14 protein-coding genes and 1 pseudogene are annotated in these 15,965 nt (G+C 75.5%); 11 read left to right on the forward strand and 4 right to left on the reverse strand.

The features are described 5' to 3' along the window. Positions 1-41 precede the first annotated feature (41 nt). The 8 genes and pseudogenes from AB0D32_RS08130 to AB0D32_RS08165 all read left to right on the forward strand — a co-directional run bounded on the left by AB0D32_RS08130 (position 42) and on the right by AB0D32_RS08165 (position 8,711). Positions 42-1,679: an HAD-IIIA family hydrolase gene (locus tag AB0D32_RS08130; RefSeq protein WP_357086557.1), complete on the forward strand. Its 1,638-nt coding sequence runs from the start codon at positions 42-44 to the stop codon at positions 1,677-1,679. Further along, positions 1,679-2,656, forward strand: coding sequence for a glycosyltransferase (locus tag AB0D32_RS08135; protein WP_357086350.1), 978 nt, complete (start codon positions 1,679-1,681; stop codon positions 2,654-2,656). The genes AB0D32_RS08130 and AB0D32_RS08135 overlap by 1 nt, the downstream gene beginning before the upstream one ends. Beyond that, positions 2,641-3,858, forward strand: a complete 1,218-nt coding sequence (locus AB0D32_RS08140; RefSeq protein ID WP_357086352.1) for a glycosyltransferase — start codon at positions 2,641-2,643, stop codon at positions 3,856-3,858. The genes AB0D32_RS08135 and AB0D32_RS08140 overlap by 16 nt, the downstream gene beginning before the upstream one ends. Next, positions 3,855-4,511: an SIS domain-containing protein gene (locus AB0D32_RS08145; protein ID WP_357086559.1), complete on the forward strand. Its 657-nt coding sequence runs from the start codon at positions 3,855-3,857 to the stop codon at positions 4,509-4,511. The genes AB0D32_RS08140 and AB0D32_RS08145 overlap by 4 nt, the downstream gene beginning before the upstream one ends. A 13-nt stretch (positions 4,512-4,524) precedes the next feature. Next, positions 4,525-5,922, forward strand: a pseudogene (locus AB0D32_RS08150) (PfkB family carbohydrate kinase); the annotation flags it as partial. A gap of 170 nt (positions 5,923-6,092) precedes the next feature. After that, positions 6,093-6,794 (forward strand): SDR family oxidoreductase, encoded by a 702-nt coding sequence (locus tag AB0D32_RS08155; protein WP_357086354.1) that lies wholly within the window; start codon positions 6,093-6,095, stop codon positions 6,792-6,794. After that, the gene (locus tag AB0D32_RS08160) at positions 6,791-7,744 is read left to right on the forward strand and encodes a glycosyltransferase family 9 protein (protein ID WP_357086356.1); all 954 of its coding nucleotides are present in this window, start codon (positions 6,791-6,793) and stop codon (positions 7,742-7,744) included. The genes AB0D32_RS08155 and AB0D32_RS08160 overlap by 4 nt, the downstream gene beginning before the upstream one ends. Next, the gene (locus tag AB0D32_RS08165) at positions 7,728-8,711 is read left to right on the forward strand and encodes a DNA topoisomerase IB (protein ID WP_357086358.1); all 984 of its coding nucleotides are present in this window, start codon (positions 7,728-7,730) and stop codon (positions 8,709-8,711) included. Before AB0D32_RS08160 ends, AB0D32_RS08165 begins: the two co-directional genes overlap by 17 nt. 178 nt (positions 8,712-8,889) lie before the next feature. Here AB0D32_RS08165 and AB0D32_RS08170 read toward each other — a convergent pair whose 3' ends face one another. Both AB0D32_RS08170 and AB0D32_RS08175 read right to left on the reverse strand, forming a co-directional pair. Beyond that, complete coding sequence (locus AB0D32_RS08170) at positions 8,890-9,915, reverse strand: helix-turn-helix domain-containing protein (protein ID WP_357086360.1); 1,026 nt, start codon at positions 9,913-9,915, stop codon at positions 8,890-8,892. 119 nt (positions 9,916-10,034) lie between these two features. Further along, positions 10,035-10,793: a TetR/AcrR family transcriptional regulator C-terminal domain-containing protein gene (locus tag AB0D32_RS08175; RefSeq protein ID WP_357086362.1), complete on the reverse strand. Its 759-nt coding sequence runs from the start codon at positions 10,791-10,793 to the stop codon at positions 10,035-10,037. A gap of 93 nt (positions 10,794-10,886) precedes the next feature. On the opposite strand from AB0D32_RS08175, the gene AB0D32_RS08180 reads away from it, so the two are divergent. Together AB0D32_RS08180 and AB0D32_RS08185 are read left to right on the forward strand one after the other, a co-directional pair. Next, positions 10,887-11,852: an ATP-binding cassette domain-containing protein gene (locus AB0D32_RS08180; RefSeq protein ID WP_357086364.1), complete on the forward strand. Its 966-nt coding sequence runs from the start codon at positions 10,887-10,889 to the stop codon at positions 11,850-11,852. Next, on the forward strand, positions 11,845-12,618 hold the full coding sequence (locus tag AB0D32_RS08185; protein WP_357086366.1) for an ABC transporter permease: 774 nt from the start codon (positions 11,845-11,847) through the stop codon (positions 12,616-12,618). The genes AB0D32_RS08180 and AB0D32_RS08185 overlap by 8 nt, the downstream gene beginning before the upstream one ends. Positions 12,619-12,749: 131 nt before the next feature. On the opposite strand, the gene AB0D32_RS08190 is transcribed toward AB0D32_RS08185, so the two are convergent. Together AB0D32_RS08190 and AB0D32_RS08195 are read right to left on the reverse strand one after the other, a co-directional pair. Then, a complete protein-coding gene (locus tag AB0D32_RS08190; protein WP_357086368.1) occupies positions 12,750-13,253 on the reverse strand; it encodes a hypothetical protein in 504 nt (167 codons plus the stop codon). Positions 13,254-13,320: 67 nt separating this feature from the next. Next, positions 13,321-14,952 carry a RecQ family ATP-dependent DNA helicase gene (locus AB0D32_RS08195; RefSeq protein ID WP_357086370.1) on the reverse strand — a complete coding sequence of 544 codons (1,632 nt, stop codon included), beginning with the start codon at positions 14,950-14,952 and terminating at the stop codon, positions 13,321-13,323. 162 nt (positions 14,953-15,114) lie between these two features. Here AB0D32_RS08195 and AB0D32_RS08200 point away from each other — a divergent pair, with 162 nt between their 5' ends. Next, positions 15,115-15,945 (forward strand): class I SAM-dependent methyltransferase, encoded by an 831-nt coding sequence (locus AB0D32_RS08200; protein ID WP_357086372.1) that lies wholly within the window; start codon positions 15,115-15,117, stop codon positions 15,943-15,945. Positions 15,946-15,965 lie beyond the last annotated feature (20 nt).

Here is a 15,965-nt window from a genome sequence, read left to right on the forward strand (position 1 = left end):
GCGCTGGCGTGACCGTTTCCGGGCCGGTCCTGTTCGACGCGGTGCTGTTGGACCGGGACGGCACGCTGATCGAGGACGTGCCGTACAACGGCGATCCCGAGAAGGTGCGGGCGGTGCCGGGGGCCCGGGCCGCCCTGGACCGCTTGCGGGCGGCGGGCCTGCGGCTGGCGGTGGTGACGAACCAGTCCGGCCTGGCCAGGGGGCTGTTCACCGAGGAGCGGATGCGGGCGGTGCACGCCCGCGTCGAGCAGTTGCTGGGGCGGTTCGACGCCTGGCTGGTGTGTCCACACGACGACGGCGACGGATGTGGGTGCCGCAAGCCGGCGCCGGGGCTGGTGCACGCGGCGGCACGGGAACTGGGCACGGTGCCGGCGCGGTGCGTGCTGGTGGGAGACATCGGCCGGGACATGACCGCGGCGCTCGCCGCCGGAGCCTCGGGGATCCTGGTGCCCACGCCGGTGACCCGACCGCAGGAGGTGGCAGCCGCGCCGCAGGTGGCCCCCGACCTGCCGGCGGCGGTCGCGGAGATCCTGCGCCGCCGGGCGGCGGTCGACCCGGCCAGCCACCGGCACGCCGACGGCGGCCCCGCCCGGCAGGTGGGGACGGTGCTGGTGGTGCGTGCCGACTCGGCCGGGGACGTCCTGGTCACCGGGCCCGGCATCCGCGCGGTCGCCGCCGCCGCCGAGCGGGTGGTGCTGCTGTGTGGACCCCGGGGACGCGCCGCGGCGGAACTCCTGCCCGGCGTCGACGAGATCATCGAACACCGGCTGCCCTGGATCGACCCCGCACCCGACCCCGTCGACCCCGCCGACATGCGTCAGCTCGCCGACCGCCTCGCCGCCGTGGGCGCCGACGAGGCGGTCGTCTTCACCAGCTTCCACCAGTCGCCCCTGCCCCTGGCCCTGCTGCTGCGCCTGGCCGGGGTGCGCCGCGTCAGCGCCATCAGCGACGACTACCCGGGCAGCCTGCTCGACGTCCGGCACCGCGTGCCGGCCGGCGTACCCGAACCGGAACGCGCGCTGTCGCTCGCCGCCGCCGCCGGTTTCACCCTCGCCGCCCACGACGGTCCCGCCCTGCGCCTGCGCCCGGCGCCGGCACCTCCGCCGGAGGTCGGCGCGCCGGGCTACGTGGTGCTGCACCCCGGCTCGGCGGCGCAGGCCCGGGGCTGCCCGCCGGAGCTGGCCGCGCGGATCGCCCGCGCACTGGCCGCCGCCGGCCACCGGGTGGTGGTCACCGGCGACCCCGGCGAGCGGGAGCTGACCGCCGAGGTGGCCGGCGACGTCGCCGTCGACCTCGGCGGGCGGACCTCTCTGGCCGGGCTCGCCGCGACGGTCGCCGGCGCCGGCGCGGTCGTGGTCGGCAACACCGGCCCCGCCCACCTCGCCGCCGCCCACGGGGTGCCGGTGGTCAGCCTGTTCGCCCCCACCGTCCCGTTCGGACAGTGGGGGCCGTGGCGGGTGCCCACGGTGCGGCTCGGCGACCCGGAGGCGCCCTGCCGGGACACCCGGGTCGCGCGCTGCCCGGTGCCCGGCCACCCCTGCCTCAGCGGCATCGAACCCGGGCAGGTCCTCGACGCGCTGCGGCTGCTCGGGGTGACCCCACCGGTCCGGCCGGAGCCACCCGCGGTCAGCCGGGGAACCGGCGTGCCGGCGGGGGCCAGCATCGGCGGGAGCGGCTGATGAACCTGCTGCTCTGGCACGTGCACGGCTCCTGGACCACGTCGTTCGTGCACGGTAAGCACCGGTACCTGGTGCCCGTCACCCCGGACCGTGGGCCTTACGGCCTCGGCCGGGCCCGCACCTACCCGTGGCCCGACACCGCCGTCGAGGTGACCCCCGAGCAGCTGCGTACCGCCGACGTCGACCTGGTGGTGCTGCAACGCCCCGAGGAGGTCGACCTCGCCGAGCAGTGGCTCGGTCGCCGGCCCGGCCGTGACCTTCCCGCCGTCTACGTCGAGCACAACACCCCCAAGGACGGCGAGGTCCCGCACAGCCGGCACCCCATGGCCGACCGGGACGACCTGCTCATCGCCCACGTCACCGGGTTCAACGAGCTGTTCTGGGACACCGGCGCCACCCGCACCACCGTGGTCGACCACGGCATCGTCACCCCCGCCGCGGAGTACACCGGCGAACTCGAACGGCTCGCGGTGGTGATCAACGAGCCGGTACGCCGCTGGCGGGTCACCGGCACCGACCTGCTGCCCCGGTTCGCCGAGATCGCCCCGCTGGACGTCTTCGGCATGAAGGTGGCCGGGCTGGCCGAGCACCTGGGTCTGCCGCCCGACCGGCTCACCAGCCACGACGACGTCCCCCAGCACCGGATGCACGCGGAGCTGGGGCGGCGGCGGGCGTACCTGCACCTGTGCCGGTGGACCTCGCTGGGGCTGAGCCTGATCGAGGCGATGTCCATCGGGATGCCGGTGGTCGCGCTGGCCACCACCGAGGCGGCGATGGCGGTGCCACCCGGCGCGGGAGCGCTGTCCACCCGGCTCGACACCCTGCTCGACGCCGCCCGTCGGTTCGTCGACGAGCCGGCGCAGGCACACCTGGCGGGGGCGCAGGCCCGCGCCGCCGCCCGGGACCGCTACGGCCTCGACCGTTTCCTCGCCGACTGGGACCGGCTGCTGGAGGAGGAAGTATGCGCATCGCGATGATCTCGGAGCACGCCAGTCCGCTCGCCATCCTGGGCGGCGAGGACGCCGGCGGTCAGAACACGCATGTCGCCGAGCTCTCCGCCGCCCTCGCGGCCGCCGGACACGAGGTGCGGGTCTACACGCGCCGCGACGCCGTGGACCTGCCGGTGACGGTACGCAGCCCGGACGGCTACGACGTGGTGCACGTGCCGGCGGGGCCGGCCGAGCCGGTCGCCAAGGACGCCCTGCTGCCGCACATGAAGGAGTTCAGCCGCTGGCTTGTCGACCGGTGGCGGGGCGGCGACTGGATGCCCGAGGTGATCCACGCGCACTTCTGGATGAGCGGCCTCGCCGCGCTGGCCGCCAGCCGGCAGACCGGGGTCCCGGTCGTACAGACGTACCACGCGCTCGGGGTGGTCAAGCGGCGGCACCAGGGCGTGCAGGACACCAGCCCGGCCCGCCGGATCGGCTACGAGCGGGAACTGGGCCGTGCCGTCGACCGCGTCATCGCCCAGTGCCGGGACGAGGTCGGCGAGCTGGTCCGGATGGGGGTGCCCCGGTCCCGGATGACGGTCGTCCCGTCCGGCGTCAACCTGGGCACGTTCGCCCCGCTGGGGCCGGCGGCCGAACGGGAGGACGACCGGCCGCGGATCCTGACCGTCGGCCGGCTGGTCGAACGGAAGGGCTTCCAGACCGTCGTCCGCGCGATGGCGTACGTGCCCGAGGCCGAGTGCGTGGTGGTCGGCGGCCCGCCCGCCGGACTGCTGGAGACCGACCCGTACGCCCGCCGGCTGCGCGCCCTCGCGGTCACCTGCGGGGTGGCCGACCGGGTGCGGCTGGTCGGGGCGGTGCCCCGCGAGGAGATGGGTCGCTGGTACCGCTCGGCGGACGTCCTCGTGGCCGCCCCCTGGTACGAGCCGTTCGGGCTCACCCCCCTGGAGGCGATGGCGTGCGGCGTGCCCGTGGTGGGCACCGCCGTCGGCGGGATCAAGGACACGGTGGTCGGGGGTGTCACCGGAGACCTGGTGCCGGCCCGGGACCCGCGTGCGCTGGGCACCGCGATCCAGCGGCTGCTCGACGACCGGATCCGCCGTTTCGCGTACGCGACGGCGGCGCGGGAACGGGCCCGGCGGCGGTACTCGTGGGCGGCCACCGCGGAACGGCTGGTGGAGGTCTACGGCGACGTGGCGGCGGTCCGCCGGCCCACCCGGGTGGTGGCCTGATGGCGGCGACCACGCCGCTCGACACACACCTGACGAACCTGGCGGCGGCGCTGGTGCCGTACCGGCGGCACGAGACGCTGCTGGCCCGGTGGGGGGAGGCCCTCGCGCGCCGGCTGGTCGACGGCGGCCGGCTGCTGGTGGCCGGCAACGGCGGGAGCGCCGCCGAGGCCCAGCATCTCACCGCCGAACTCGTCGGGAAGCTCCGCGACGACCGCCAGCCCCTGTCCGCCATCGCCCTGCACGCCGAGACCTCCGCGATGACCGCCATCGGCAACGACTACGGATACGACGAGGTCTTCGCCCGCCAGGTACGCGCCCACGGCCGCGACGGCGACGTCCTGCTGCTGCTGTCGACCAGCGGCACCAGCGCCAACCTGCTCACCGCGGCCCGGGCCGGCCGTGGCAGCGGACTCACCTGCTGGGCACTGACCGGGCCCACCCCCAACCCCCTGGCGGACCTGTGCCACGACGTCCTGTCCGTCGACTCACCCGACAGCCAGGTCGTCCAGGAACTCCATCTCGTGACGAGCCACCTCCTCTGCGAGTACGTCGAGCGGGCCCTGCCGGGGGCGCTCGCCGTGCCGGGGGCGCCCGTACGGACCGGGGTCGAGGTGGTGCTCGACGGCGGTGCAGGTCAGCAGGTCCAGGCGTGATGAGGAGGGAAGCGTGAGGGGACCCGTCGTGGTGGTCGGTGACACCCTGCTGGACCGGGACGTCGAGGGGGTGGTGAACCGGCTCTGCCCGGACTCGCCCGTGCCGGTGCTGGACGAGACGGCGCACGTGGACCGGCCCGGCGGCGCCGGGCTGGCCGCGGTCTTCGCCGCCGGGCGGGGTGTCGACGTGGTGCTGGTGACCGCGTTGGCGGACGACGCGGGGGGCGCCCGGCTCAGTTCGTTGCTCACCGACGCCGGGGTGCAGGTGTATCCCCTCGGGCTGTGCGGCGGCACGCCGGAGAAGGTCCGCCTGCGCGCCCGGGGCCGGGTGCTGCTGCGTCACGACCGGGGCGGGGCGGCCGGTACGCCGGGCGAGCCGTCCGAGGCGGTGCTGCGGGTGATCGCCAGCGCCTCCGCCGTGCTGGTCAGCGACTACGGCCGGGGCGTGGCCCGGCAGCCGGCGCTGCGGGCGGCCCTCGCCGCGACCCGGGCGCCGGTGGTCTGGGATCCGCATCCGCGGGGACCGGCGGCGGTGCCGGGGGCGCACCTCGTGACGCCCAACGAGTCCGAGGTGCGGGAGCTGTTCCCGGTCGCGCCGGGGGCGACCCGGCTGGCGGCGGCCTCCCGGGGGGCGCAGGGGCTGCGCCAGCGCTGGCGCGCCGGTGCGGTCGCGGTGACGCTGGGCGGGGACGGCGCGCTGCTCTGCCACGCCGGTGCGACCCCGATGGTGGTGCCTGCCCCGGCCACCGCCGAGGGGGACACCTGCGGCGCGGGGGACCGGTTCGCCGCCACCGCCAGCCTCGCCCTGGCACGGGGAGCGCTGGTCTCCGAGGCGGTGCAGGAGGCGGTGGCCGAGGCGTCGGCGTACGTGGCCGGCGGGGGAGTGGCGACGGCGCTGCCCCGGCCGGTGCGTCCGCTGCCGTCGGTGGTCTCCGGCCCCGGCGGCGAGCGCGTCGGGGTGGCCGCGGCCTCCGGCGCGGTGTCGGCGGTACGCGCGTCCGGCGGCACGGTCGTGGCCACCGGCGGCTGCTTCGACCTGCTGCACGCCGGGCACGTGGCGACGTTGCAGGCCGCCCGGCAGCTCGGCGACTGCCTGGTGGTGTGCCTGAACTCCGACGCGAGCGTGGCGGGGTTGAAGGGCCCGGACCGGCCGGTGATCCCGCAGGGCGACCGGGCCCGGCTGCTCGCGGCGCTGAGCTGCGTCGACGCGGTCGTGATCTTCGACGAGTCCACCCCGCACGCGGCGCTGTCGTGGCTGCGGCCGGACGTCTGGGTGAAGGGCGGCGACTACGCCGGAGACGGCGGCGAACCCGCCCTGCCCGAGGCGGAGGTCCTCAGCCGGTGGGGCGGGAACACCGTGGTGGTGCCGTACCTGGACGGCCGCTCCACCACCGGGCTCATCGCCGCCGCCCGTTCGTCGGCCGGTACGGCGGTCGGGTCGCCGCTCACCGACACGGTGCCACCGGCCTGTCCGCCACCCGGCCCCGCGCCCGGCGTCGCGTCGGCGGGTCCCGGCGAGCCGGCACGGGCGCGGGCCGGCCGGCCCCTTCTCGGGGGGCCGGGCGCGGCGGAGGACGCCCGATGAGCGGCGGGCCGCCCGGGGTGGGGCGGACGGTCCTGGTCACCGGAGGATCGAGCGGCCTGGGTGCCGCCGTGGTCACGGCCGTGGCCCGGGCGGGCGGCCGGCCGCTGGTGCTGGACCGGCAGGCGCCCGCCGACGGGGTGCCGTGGGTGGAGTGCGACCTGGCCGACACCCGCGCCGCCGAGGCGGCCACCCGGCAACTCGCCGAACGGTCGGGCGGGCTGGACGCGGTGGTGACCGCGGCCGGCATGGATGTGCCGGGGAAGCTGGCGGACATCCCCGGCGAGACCTGGGACCGGATCGTGACGGTCGACCTGCTCGCCACGGCGGCTGTGGTCCGGGCCGCCCTGCCCTTCCTGGAGACCTCCCGGGGAAGCATCGTCACCGTCGCCTCCACGCTGGGGATCAAGGCGGTCGCCGACGCGACCGCGTACTGTGCCGCGAAGTTCGGGGTCGTCGGGTTCACCCGTGCCCTCGCCGCCGAACTCGCCGGCAGGGTCGGCGTCACCCTCCTCGTGCCCGGCGGTATGCGCACGGCCTTCTTCGACGACCGCGACGCCGCGTACCGGCCCGGGCCCGACGCCGTCCTCAACGACCCCGCCGACACCGCCGCCGCCGTCATGTTCGCGCTGTCCCAACCCGCCGGCTGCGCCGTCCGCGAGATGGTCGTCTGCGCCGACCAGGAAACCTCCTACCCGTGATCCTCGCCCTGCGCGCCCTCGGCGTCGGCGACCTGGCGACGGTCACGCCGGCCCTGCGCGCCCTGCGGGCCGCCCATCCCGACCGGGAACTCGTCCTCGCGGCACCCGGTTGGCTGGCGCCCCTGGTCGACCTGGTCGGCGGCGTCGACCGGCTGGTGCCCACCGACGGGCTCGGTCGACCCCACCCGGCCGTGCGGGCGCCACACGTCGCCGTCAACCTGCACGGCCGTGGCCCCGAATCCCACCGGCTGCTCGCCCGCACCCGCCCCGGCCGGCTGTTCGCCTACGCCAGCCCGGAGGCTGGCCACCACGACGGCCCCGACTGGCACGCCGACGAACACGAGGTCGACCGCTGGTGCCGGCTCCTCGACTGGTACGGCATCCCCGCCGACCGCACCGACCTGGGCCTGCGGCGCCCCGCCCCCGGCGGCGTCCCGACCGGCGTGACCGTGCTGCATCCGGGCTCGAAGGTCCCGGCGAAGCGCTGGCCGCCCGGACGGTTCGCCGCGTTGGCCCGGAACCTGGCCGCCGGGGGGCACCGGGTGGTGCTGACCGGCAGCCCCGACGAGCGGGCGACGGCCCAGCGGATCGCGGACGCCGCGGGCCTGCCCGCCGACGCGGTGCTGGCCGGCCGGACGGACCTGGGCGGGCTGGCGGCGCTGGTGGCGTACGCCCGACTGGTGGTCAGCGGGGACACGGGCGTGGCGCACCTGGCGACCGGCTACCGCACGGCGTCGGTGGTGCTCTTCGGCCCGGTCTCCCCGGCGGAGTGGGGACCGCCGCCGGATCGTCCCCGGCACCGGGCGCTGTGGGCGGGCGCACGGCAGATGGCCAGGTGGGAAGGGGTAGGAACCCATCCGGCGTTGGCGGCCATTGGCATCGACGAGGTGCTGGCCGCCGTGGACGAGGCGGAACGGGCGGTGCGGGTCTCCGGTGCGGTTGCGGCGTAGCGACCCGGGCAGGCCGGGGTACGGGCGACGCCGGCGCGGCCGGGGTTGGCTGTTCCTCGACCCGTCCGGGCAGGCGGTCCGCGACCCCGACCAGCTCGGCCGGCTGCGCGAGCTGGTGATCCCGCCCGCCTGGCGGGACGTGTGGATCTGTCCCCACCCGAACGGACACATCCAGGCCACCGGCGTCGACGCGGCCGGGCGTAAGCAGTACCTCTACCACCCGAAGTGGCGCGAGAAGCGTGACGAGGCGAAGTTCGACCACGTGCTGGAGGTGGCCCGCCGGTTGCCGGTGTTGCGCGAGCGGGTCGGGCGGGACCTGTCCGGCCGTGGGTTGCACCGCGACCGGGTGTTGGCGACGGTGACCCGGCTGCTGGACATGGGGATGTTCCGCGTCGGCAGCGACCAGTACGCGGCCGGCGACGACCCGACGTTCGGGGTGTCCACCCTGCGCCCCGAGCACGCCCGGTCCCGGGGCGGCTGCGTGGTGTTCGAGTTCCCCGCGAAGGGCGGCGTCGAGCAGGTGCGCCGCATCGATGACCCGGAGCTGTGCCGGGTCCTGGTCAACCTGCGCCGCCAGCGGCGGGCGGCCGACCGGCTGTTCGGCTACCGGGACGGCGAGGACTGGCGCGACGTGCGCAGCGACGAGGTCAACGAGTACCTGCGCGACGCCAGCGGCGGGGAGATGACGGCGAAGGACTTCCGGACCTGGCACGCGACGGTGCTGGCGGCGACCGGGCTGGCGACGGCGGGGTCGCCGCGTTCGGCCACGGCCCGCAAGCGGGCGGTCGCGGGCGTGATGCGCGCGGTCGGGGAGCTGCTCGGCAACACTCCCACGGTGGCCCGCACGTCCTATGTCGACCCGCGGGTGGTCGACCTCTTCCACGACGGCACGGTGGCCCCGGTGGACCCGGGAACGCCCCGGGAGAAGGCCGAACGGATCGTGCTCGAACTGCTCGAGGACGCCTGAGTCAACCCCCGCGTCGATCGCTGACCGGGCCGGGCCCTGGGAGGCCGGGGTGGTCACCGGGCGCCGCCCACCGCCGCCGCGGGCGGCGGGCGCTCGCCACGGCCCCCGTTCGCGGTCCGATCCCGACGGCGCCGCTGGCGGGAGAGGGATCGGGCCGCTGCGGTGTCAGTCTGCCCCGTCAGGGTTGACCGTGGACGCCGTCGGGTTGACTTTGCGTGCCGTTCCCGTCCTGCTGGCCGGCCCGCCAGGTCTGCGGCCCGACGCCGTGCGCCTTGCGGAAGACCCGGCTGAAGTGCGCCTTGTCGGGGAAGCCCCAGCGGGCCGCGATCGCCTGGATCGGCTGGCCGCGCAGGCCCGGGTCGGCGAGGTCGTGCCGGCACCGCGCCAGCCGTAGCTCACGGATGTACGACGCGGCCGTCGACTCCTCGGCCTCGAAGAGCCGGTGCAGGGTACGCAGCGAGACGTGGTGCGCGTCCGCCACCACCTGCGGGCTCAGCGTGGCGTCCCCGAGGTGCCGCTGGATGTACGCCCGTACCTGGGTGACGAGCGCGCGCCGGCGGGCCTCGGTCGGCACCGCGTCCTCGGCCGCCAGGTGCCGGCCGAGCATGGTGGACGCCAGGTCGAGCCCGACGTTGCCGAGCCGGGCGGCATCGGTGGCGTGGTACTGCTCGGGATGGTGGGCGATCTGGAGGAGGAACTGGGCCAGCAGGGCGCCGATCCCCTCGGTGCCCGACATCCGTCCGCCGAGCAGGGGCGCCAGCCGGTCCGGCGGCAGCGGCAGCGCGGCGTGCGGGATGAGCGCCACGACGGAGCGGGCCGGCTCGCGGCCATGGTCGTCGCCGAGGTGCCGGACCCCGTGCGGACGCGACCCGTCGTAGAAGATGAACTCCTCGGGCCCCAGCACGCTGCTCCGACCGGCCTGGCTGGCCGCGCCGTCGCCGTCGACGGTGAGCGCCAGCGTGTAGATCTCGGGGGCCGACTCGCGTCCATGCCGCGGCGCCCGGACGCCCTCCAGCGACGGGTACCGGTAGTTGACCACCTGGATCGGGCCGAGTGCGATGATCTCCGCCCGGGCGGCGAAGTCGTGCGCATGCTCGCTGCGGATCCGCAGCGGCGACGCCGTACGCGCCACCAGGTCGAGCCACATCCCGAAGCGTTCGGCCGCAGGCACCTGCTCGGTGTCGACGGTGGTCCGCAACAGCATCCGCGCCCTCCGCCCCCGATCGTTCCGGTGGCCATTGTCCATGGTGGCCGGCCAGCTCTCCACGGCGTTTTCCGGCAACGGGCGGCGACGAGGCAGGACGGCGCGGGGCGCTGCCCGGCTCAGTCCGCCGCCGCGCGGCTGCGGATCAGCGTTTCGACACCGTCGAGGATCCGGTCGAGGCCGAAGCGCCACTCCGCCTCGAACTCCTCGTCGTCCCCGCCCTCGGCGCCCTCGGCCAGGAGCTCCCGGATCGCGGGGTAGGGGCCGTGCCGGGTCAGCCGGGCGAGCTGCTGCCAGTACCGCATGCCGACGTCCTCCGGGCTGAGCTGCTCGCGTGCCGCCGCCTCGGTCATGTCGGCGGTGAGCGTGGCCCAGTACCGGGCGTACCCGCTGACCAGCAGGATGGCCGAGAGCCGTTCGGTGCCCCGCAGGGCGGTGCCGCGCAGGGCGGCCAGCCCCGCCTCCATCCAGCGGACCCCGTTGGGGCCCATCGGCGGGCCGCTGACCGGGACCTGCCGGATCCACGGGTGGCGGTGGATCGCCGTCACGTTGGCCAGTGCCCAGCGGGCGAGTGCCGGCCGCCAGCCCTCGTCCGGGCCGCGTGGCGCCGGCGGGTCGCCGTACGCGGTGTCGGCCATCAGTTCGAGCAGGTCGCTCTTGGCGGAGACGTAGCGGTAGAGCGACATGGTGGCCACGCCCAGTTCGCCGGCCACCCGGCTCATCGACACCGCCGGCAGCCCGTCGCCCTCGGCGACCCGGATGCCGGCGGCCACCACCTGCTCCATGGTGAGGCTGCGCCGGGGCCCCTTGCCGGGCCGTTCCCGCAGACCCCAGGCGAGCTCGATGCTCTCCGGCAGTTCGACGTCGGCGTCGCTCATCCTCACCTCCCGGTGTTGACCGCCATCCTATCTTCTGCGTATGGTGCACGCAGAATAGCGTATGCAATACGCAGAACACGGAGGGTAAGGGTGATGGAGGCGACAGCCCTGGCGGTGGAGACCGTCGACCTACGCAAGTCCTACGGCCCGGTGGCGGTGCTCGACGGCCTGACCATGCGGGTGACCCGGGGCAGCGTGTACGCCCTGCTCGGCCCCAACGGAGCCGGCAAGACCACGACCGTGCGGATCCTGGCCACGCTCGCCACGCCCGACGGGGGCGTGGCCCGGGTGGACGGCCACGACGTGGTCCGCGACCGGCGCCGGGTACGGCGGGCGATCAGCCTCGCCGGCCAGCACGCGGCGCTCGACGACCAGCAGACCGGCACGGAGAACCTGCACATGATGGCGCGGCTGGCCGGGCTGGCCCCGGCCGCCGCCCGGCGACGTGCCGCCGAGCTGGTGGAGCGCTTCGACCTGGTCGGCGCCGGCGGGCGGCAGGTGGTGACCTACTCCGGCGGGATGCGCCGCCGCCTCGACCTCGCGGCCAGCCTGGTCGGCGAGCCGTCCGTGATCTTCCTCGACGAGCCGACCACCGGCCTCGACCCGCGCAGCCGGCAGGGCCTGTGGGAGGTGGTCGCCGAGCTGGCCGGCCGTGGGGTGACGGTGCTGCTCACCACGCAGTACCTGGAGGAGGCCGACCGGCTCGCCGACCGGATCGCCATGCTGCACCGGGGGCGGCTGGCCGCCGAGGGGAGCGCGAGCGAGCTCAAGCGTCGGTTCGGCGCCCACCGGCTGGAGCTGACGCTGCGTGACGCGCAGAGCTTCGCCGAGGCGGCGCGTCGGCTCGGCGACCGGGTCACGCACCGGGAGCCGGCCCGGCTGGAGCTGGCGGTGGCCACCGACGGCGGCGCGCCGGAGGTCCGCGACCTGCTCGACGAGGTCGACCCCGACCGGCGGGGGCTCGCCCGCTTCACCGTGCGCGAGGCGACCCTGGACGACGTCTTCCTCACCCTCACCGGCGACCCGGTGGCCGGCCGCCGGGAGGTGGCCGGTGTCTGAGCTGACCCTGCGACCGTCCCGTGCCGGCGAGGCCCTCGTCATGGTGGCGCGCTGCCTGCGGCTGTCCCGGCGCAACGTCGACGCGCTGCTCACCTCGCTGCTGCTGCCGGTGATCCTGATGCTGCTCTTCGTCTACCTCTTCGGCGGCGCGATCGACACCGGCACCCGGTACGTCACCTACGTCGTGCCCGGCGTGCTGCTGCTCTGCGCCGGCTTCGGCGCGGCAGGCACCGCCGTCAGCGTGACCACCGACCTGACCAACGGGATCGTCGAGCGGTTCCGCACGATGGACGTCAGCGCCACCGCGATCCTCGGCGGGCACGTCGCCGCCAGCCTCGTCCGCAACACCGTCTCCACCGTGCTGGTGCTGGCCGTCGCCGTCGCCATCGGCTTCCGCCCGGCCGTGGCCCCGCTGCGCTGGCTGGCCGCGTTCGGGGTGCTGCTGCTCTTCCTGCTCGCCGTGTCCTGGCTGTCGGCGGCGTTCGGCCTGCTGGCCCGCACGCCGGAGGCCGCCAACGGCTTCACCTTCATGGTGATGTTCCTGCCCTACCCCAGCAGCGCGTTCGTGCCGGTGGAGACGATGCCGAGCTGGATCCGCGGCTTCGCCGACCACCAGCCGGTCACGCCCGTCATCGAGACGCTGCGGGCCCTGCTGCTGGGCACCCCGGCGGGCTCCGCGCCGGCCGTGGCGGTGGCCTGGTGCCTCGGCATCCTGGCCGTCTCGGTGCTGCTGGCCGCCGCGCTGTTCCGCCGCCGCGTGGCCTGACCGCCCGCGCGCCCGACGCCGCCATCCGATCACCACCCGGCCACGCCTCCGCCGGGACGCGGCCACGCCTCCGCCGGGACGCGCGACGGCGGCACCGGACCTCGTCCGGTGCCGCCGTCGTGGTCGTCGCGTCAGTCATTGAGCACCTGGGCGAGCCGGTCGCGGAAGCGCCGCTCCGAGTCGCTGACGACGTCCCCGCCGAGGCCCAGGATGCCGCCGCTGGACGCCGCGCCCACCACCTGCTCGGCGATCTCCACCAGCCAGTGCTTGTACGCGCCGGCCTCGCCCTCGTCCGTCCGGGCGGCCAGCAGCGTCGCCGCCTGCTTGGCCCGGCCCAGCACGTCCTCCAGGTAGGCGCGCGGCTCGGAGGGCGCGATGACCGGCAGTTCCTCGCCGGCCTCCGGGTCGCCCACCTGCGCGACGATCTCGCCGGCCACGGCCGCGACCAGCGGGCTGGCCGACTCCCGGCCGGCGGCGATGGTCTCCAGCCCGGCTGCGTTCTCGGCCCTGGTGCGCCGGGTGCCGTCGGACTCGGCGGCACTCGCCGCGGTCAGCACCGACTGCGGCAGGCCGACCAGCAGCCCCCACTCCTCGTCGGAGAAACCGAATCCGGTGTACGCCGGCTGCTCGATCACGGCAACGCCCCTTTCCGCACTGATGTCGATCGTCGTCCACGGCCCCGCCAGCGGTGCCCGGCTCAGGCTAGTCGAGGGTCAGCAGGCCCTGTTCGGACACCACGCTGACGGACAGCGTCTTGTACCCCACCTCGTCGAAGAGAACCGTCATCCGGTCCTCCTCGTAGCTCAGCACCAGGCCGGGACCCCACTCCGGGTGCCGGACCTGGCTGTGCACGGGGAAGGGCCCGACCGCGCCGTCGTCGGGGGTGCTGGTGCCGGCGTGGCAGTTGTCGCAGTGCCCGCAGACCTGGGTCATCCGCTCGCCGAAGTAGGCCAGCAGCGTCTGCCCCCGGCAGGCGGTGGTCTCGGCGAAGGCCCGCATCATGTCCGTACGCGACCGCGTCACGGCCTGCTGCCGCTCGGCCTCCGCCAGTGCCGCCGCGGCGGCGTCCACGGGGGTCGGGGAGTAGCGGGGGGCGCCGATGCGCTGCTTCGCCCTCGGCTCGGCCGCGCCCACCTGCTCCAGGAGGGCGAGGTACTGGCCGAGTTTGCGCGGGCCGAGGCCGGTGAGCTCGCGTAGCTCCTTCTTGTTGCGCGCCTTCCCGCGCAGCAGTGCGGACAGGTCGCGCAGCTCGCCGGGGTCCGGCAGGCCGCCGCTGAAGAACCGTTGTAGCCCGACGTCCTCGGCCTGCCACAGCAGCAGCACCCGGGCCGGGTCGCCGTTGCGGCCGGCCCGCCCGATCTCCTGGAAGTAGCTGTCCGGCGAGTCCGGCAGTGCCATGTGCACCACCCAGGCGATGTTCGGTTTGTCGATGCCCATGCCGAAGGCCGAGGTGGCCACCATGATCGGCACCTGGTCGGCGAGGAACGCCTCGTGCAGGTCGGCGCGGGCACCGGCCGCCATCCCGCCGTGGTAGTGCTGCGCCGGGAAACCGGCGTCGGTGAGCCGGGCCGCCAGTTCCTCGGCGGAGCGCCGGGTGGGAACGTAGATGATGCCGGGCCGGGTGTCGTCGCGCAGCAGGGCGATCAGCCGCCGCCACCGGTAGTCCTCGGTCGGGCAGTGCGCCACCTCGAGGAACAGGTTCGGCCGGTCCAGCCCGGAGACCACCACCTCGGGCTCGCGCAGCCGCAGCCGGGCGATGATGTCGTCGCGTACGGGCGGGGAGGCGGTGGCGGTCAGCGCCACCACCGGCGGCCGGCCGAGGCCGTCGATGAGGTGGCCGAGCGCCAGGTAGTCGGGGCGGAAGTCGTGCCCCCAGGCGGAGATGCAGTGCGCCTCGTCGATCGCCACCAGCGCCGGCCTCAGCGACTTCACCTCGGCCATCCGGGCGGGGTTGGCGAGCTGCTCCGGGGTGATGAAGAGGAACTCGGCCCGCCCGTCGCGGATCTCGGCGATCGCCTCCGCCTGCTGGGCGGCCGACTCGTTCGAGCTGATCCGCACCGCGCGCAGTTCGGGTCGCTGCCGCTCGTTGAGCGCCGCGATCTGGTCCTGCTGGAGGGCGAGCAGCGGGGAGATGACCACGGTCGGGCCGGGGATCAGGCTGGCCGGGATCTGGTAGATCGCCGACTTGCCGGCGCCGGTGGGCAGCACCACCAGGGCGTCGCGGCGCTTCATCACCGCCCGCATGGCGGCCAGTTGGTGGGGCCGCAGCGCCGTCCAGCCGAAGAGGCTCCTGGCCGCGCGGCGCAGTGTCGTCGAGTGCGTGGACAGTTTCATCGAGAGCCGGAGGTACCCGGCCCGTACAGCGGCGAAACCGGGGGTTCCGGTGGCTCGGAGTGCCGGTGCGACGCCGGCCCCGTTGACAGGGGAGAGCCGTCGAGTTCATTATGAACACACGCTCATGAACGTTTGTTCATTTAACCGATCGGAGGCCGGCCGGTGCTCGTCAACCAGCAGCAGTCGCAGGCGTGGAACGGCTACGAGGGGCGGCACTGGGCCCGGCACCACGACCGTTACGACGCGGTGAACAGTGGATTCAACGACGTACTGCTGGGCGTCGTCCGCTCCGGTGACCGGGTCCTCGACGTGGGCTGCGGCAACGGCCAGCTGACCCGGCTGGCCGCGCGCCGCGGCGGCGTCGGCGCCCTCGGCGTCGACCTGTCCGCGCCGATGCTGCAACGGGCGCGGGCCGTCGCCGCGGCCGACGGCCCGCCGGACGTACGGTTCGTCCAGGGCGACGCCCAGGTCCACCCGTTCCCGCCCGCGGCGTTCGACGTGGCGTTGAGCCGGTTCGGCGTGATGTTCTTCGCCGACCCGGTGGCCGCGTTTGCCAACGTCGGGCGGGCGCTGCGGGCCGGCGGTCGGCTCGCCTTCGTCTGCCTGGACGACTTCCGTCGCGGCGACCTCGGGTCGGTGCTCGCCGCGTTCGCCGCCCGGCTGCCGCAGCCGGAGACCGACGGGACGGGCGTCGCGGGTCCGCTGTCCCTGTCCGATCCCGCGGTGGCCCGCCGGGTGCTCACGGACGCCGGTTTCCTCGACGTCGACTGCGTCGCCGTCGAGGCGTCGCAGAACTGGGGACGGGACGCCGTCGAGGCCGCCGACTTCCTGGCCGGCTGGGGCCCGCTGCGCCACCGGCTTGACCAGGTGGACCGGGCGACCGCCGAGCGGGCCACCGCCGCGTTGACCGACGCGCTGCGCCGCCACCAGCAGCCCGACGCGGTACGCCTGCGTGGCACCGCCTGGCTGGTCACCGCCCGACGGGCCGGCTGACGGGCGGATCCGGCGGCGGG

Source organism: Micromonospora sp. NPDC048170 (assembly GCF_040652795.1).
Classification (GTDB): Bacteria; Actinomycetota; Actinomycetes; order Mycobacteriales; family Micromonosporaceae; genus Micromonospora.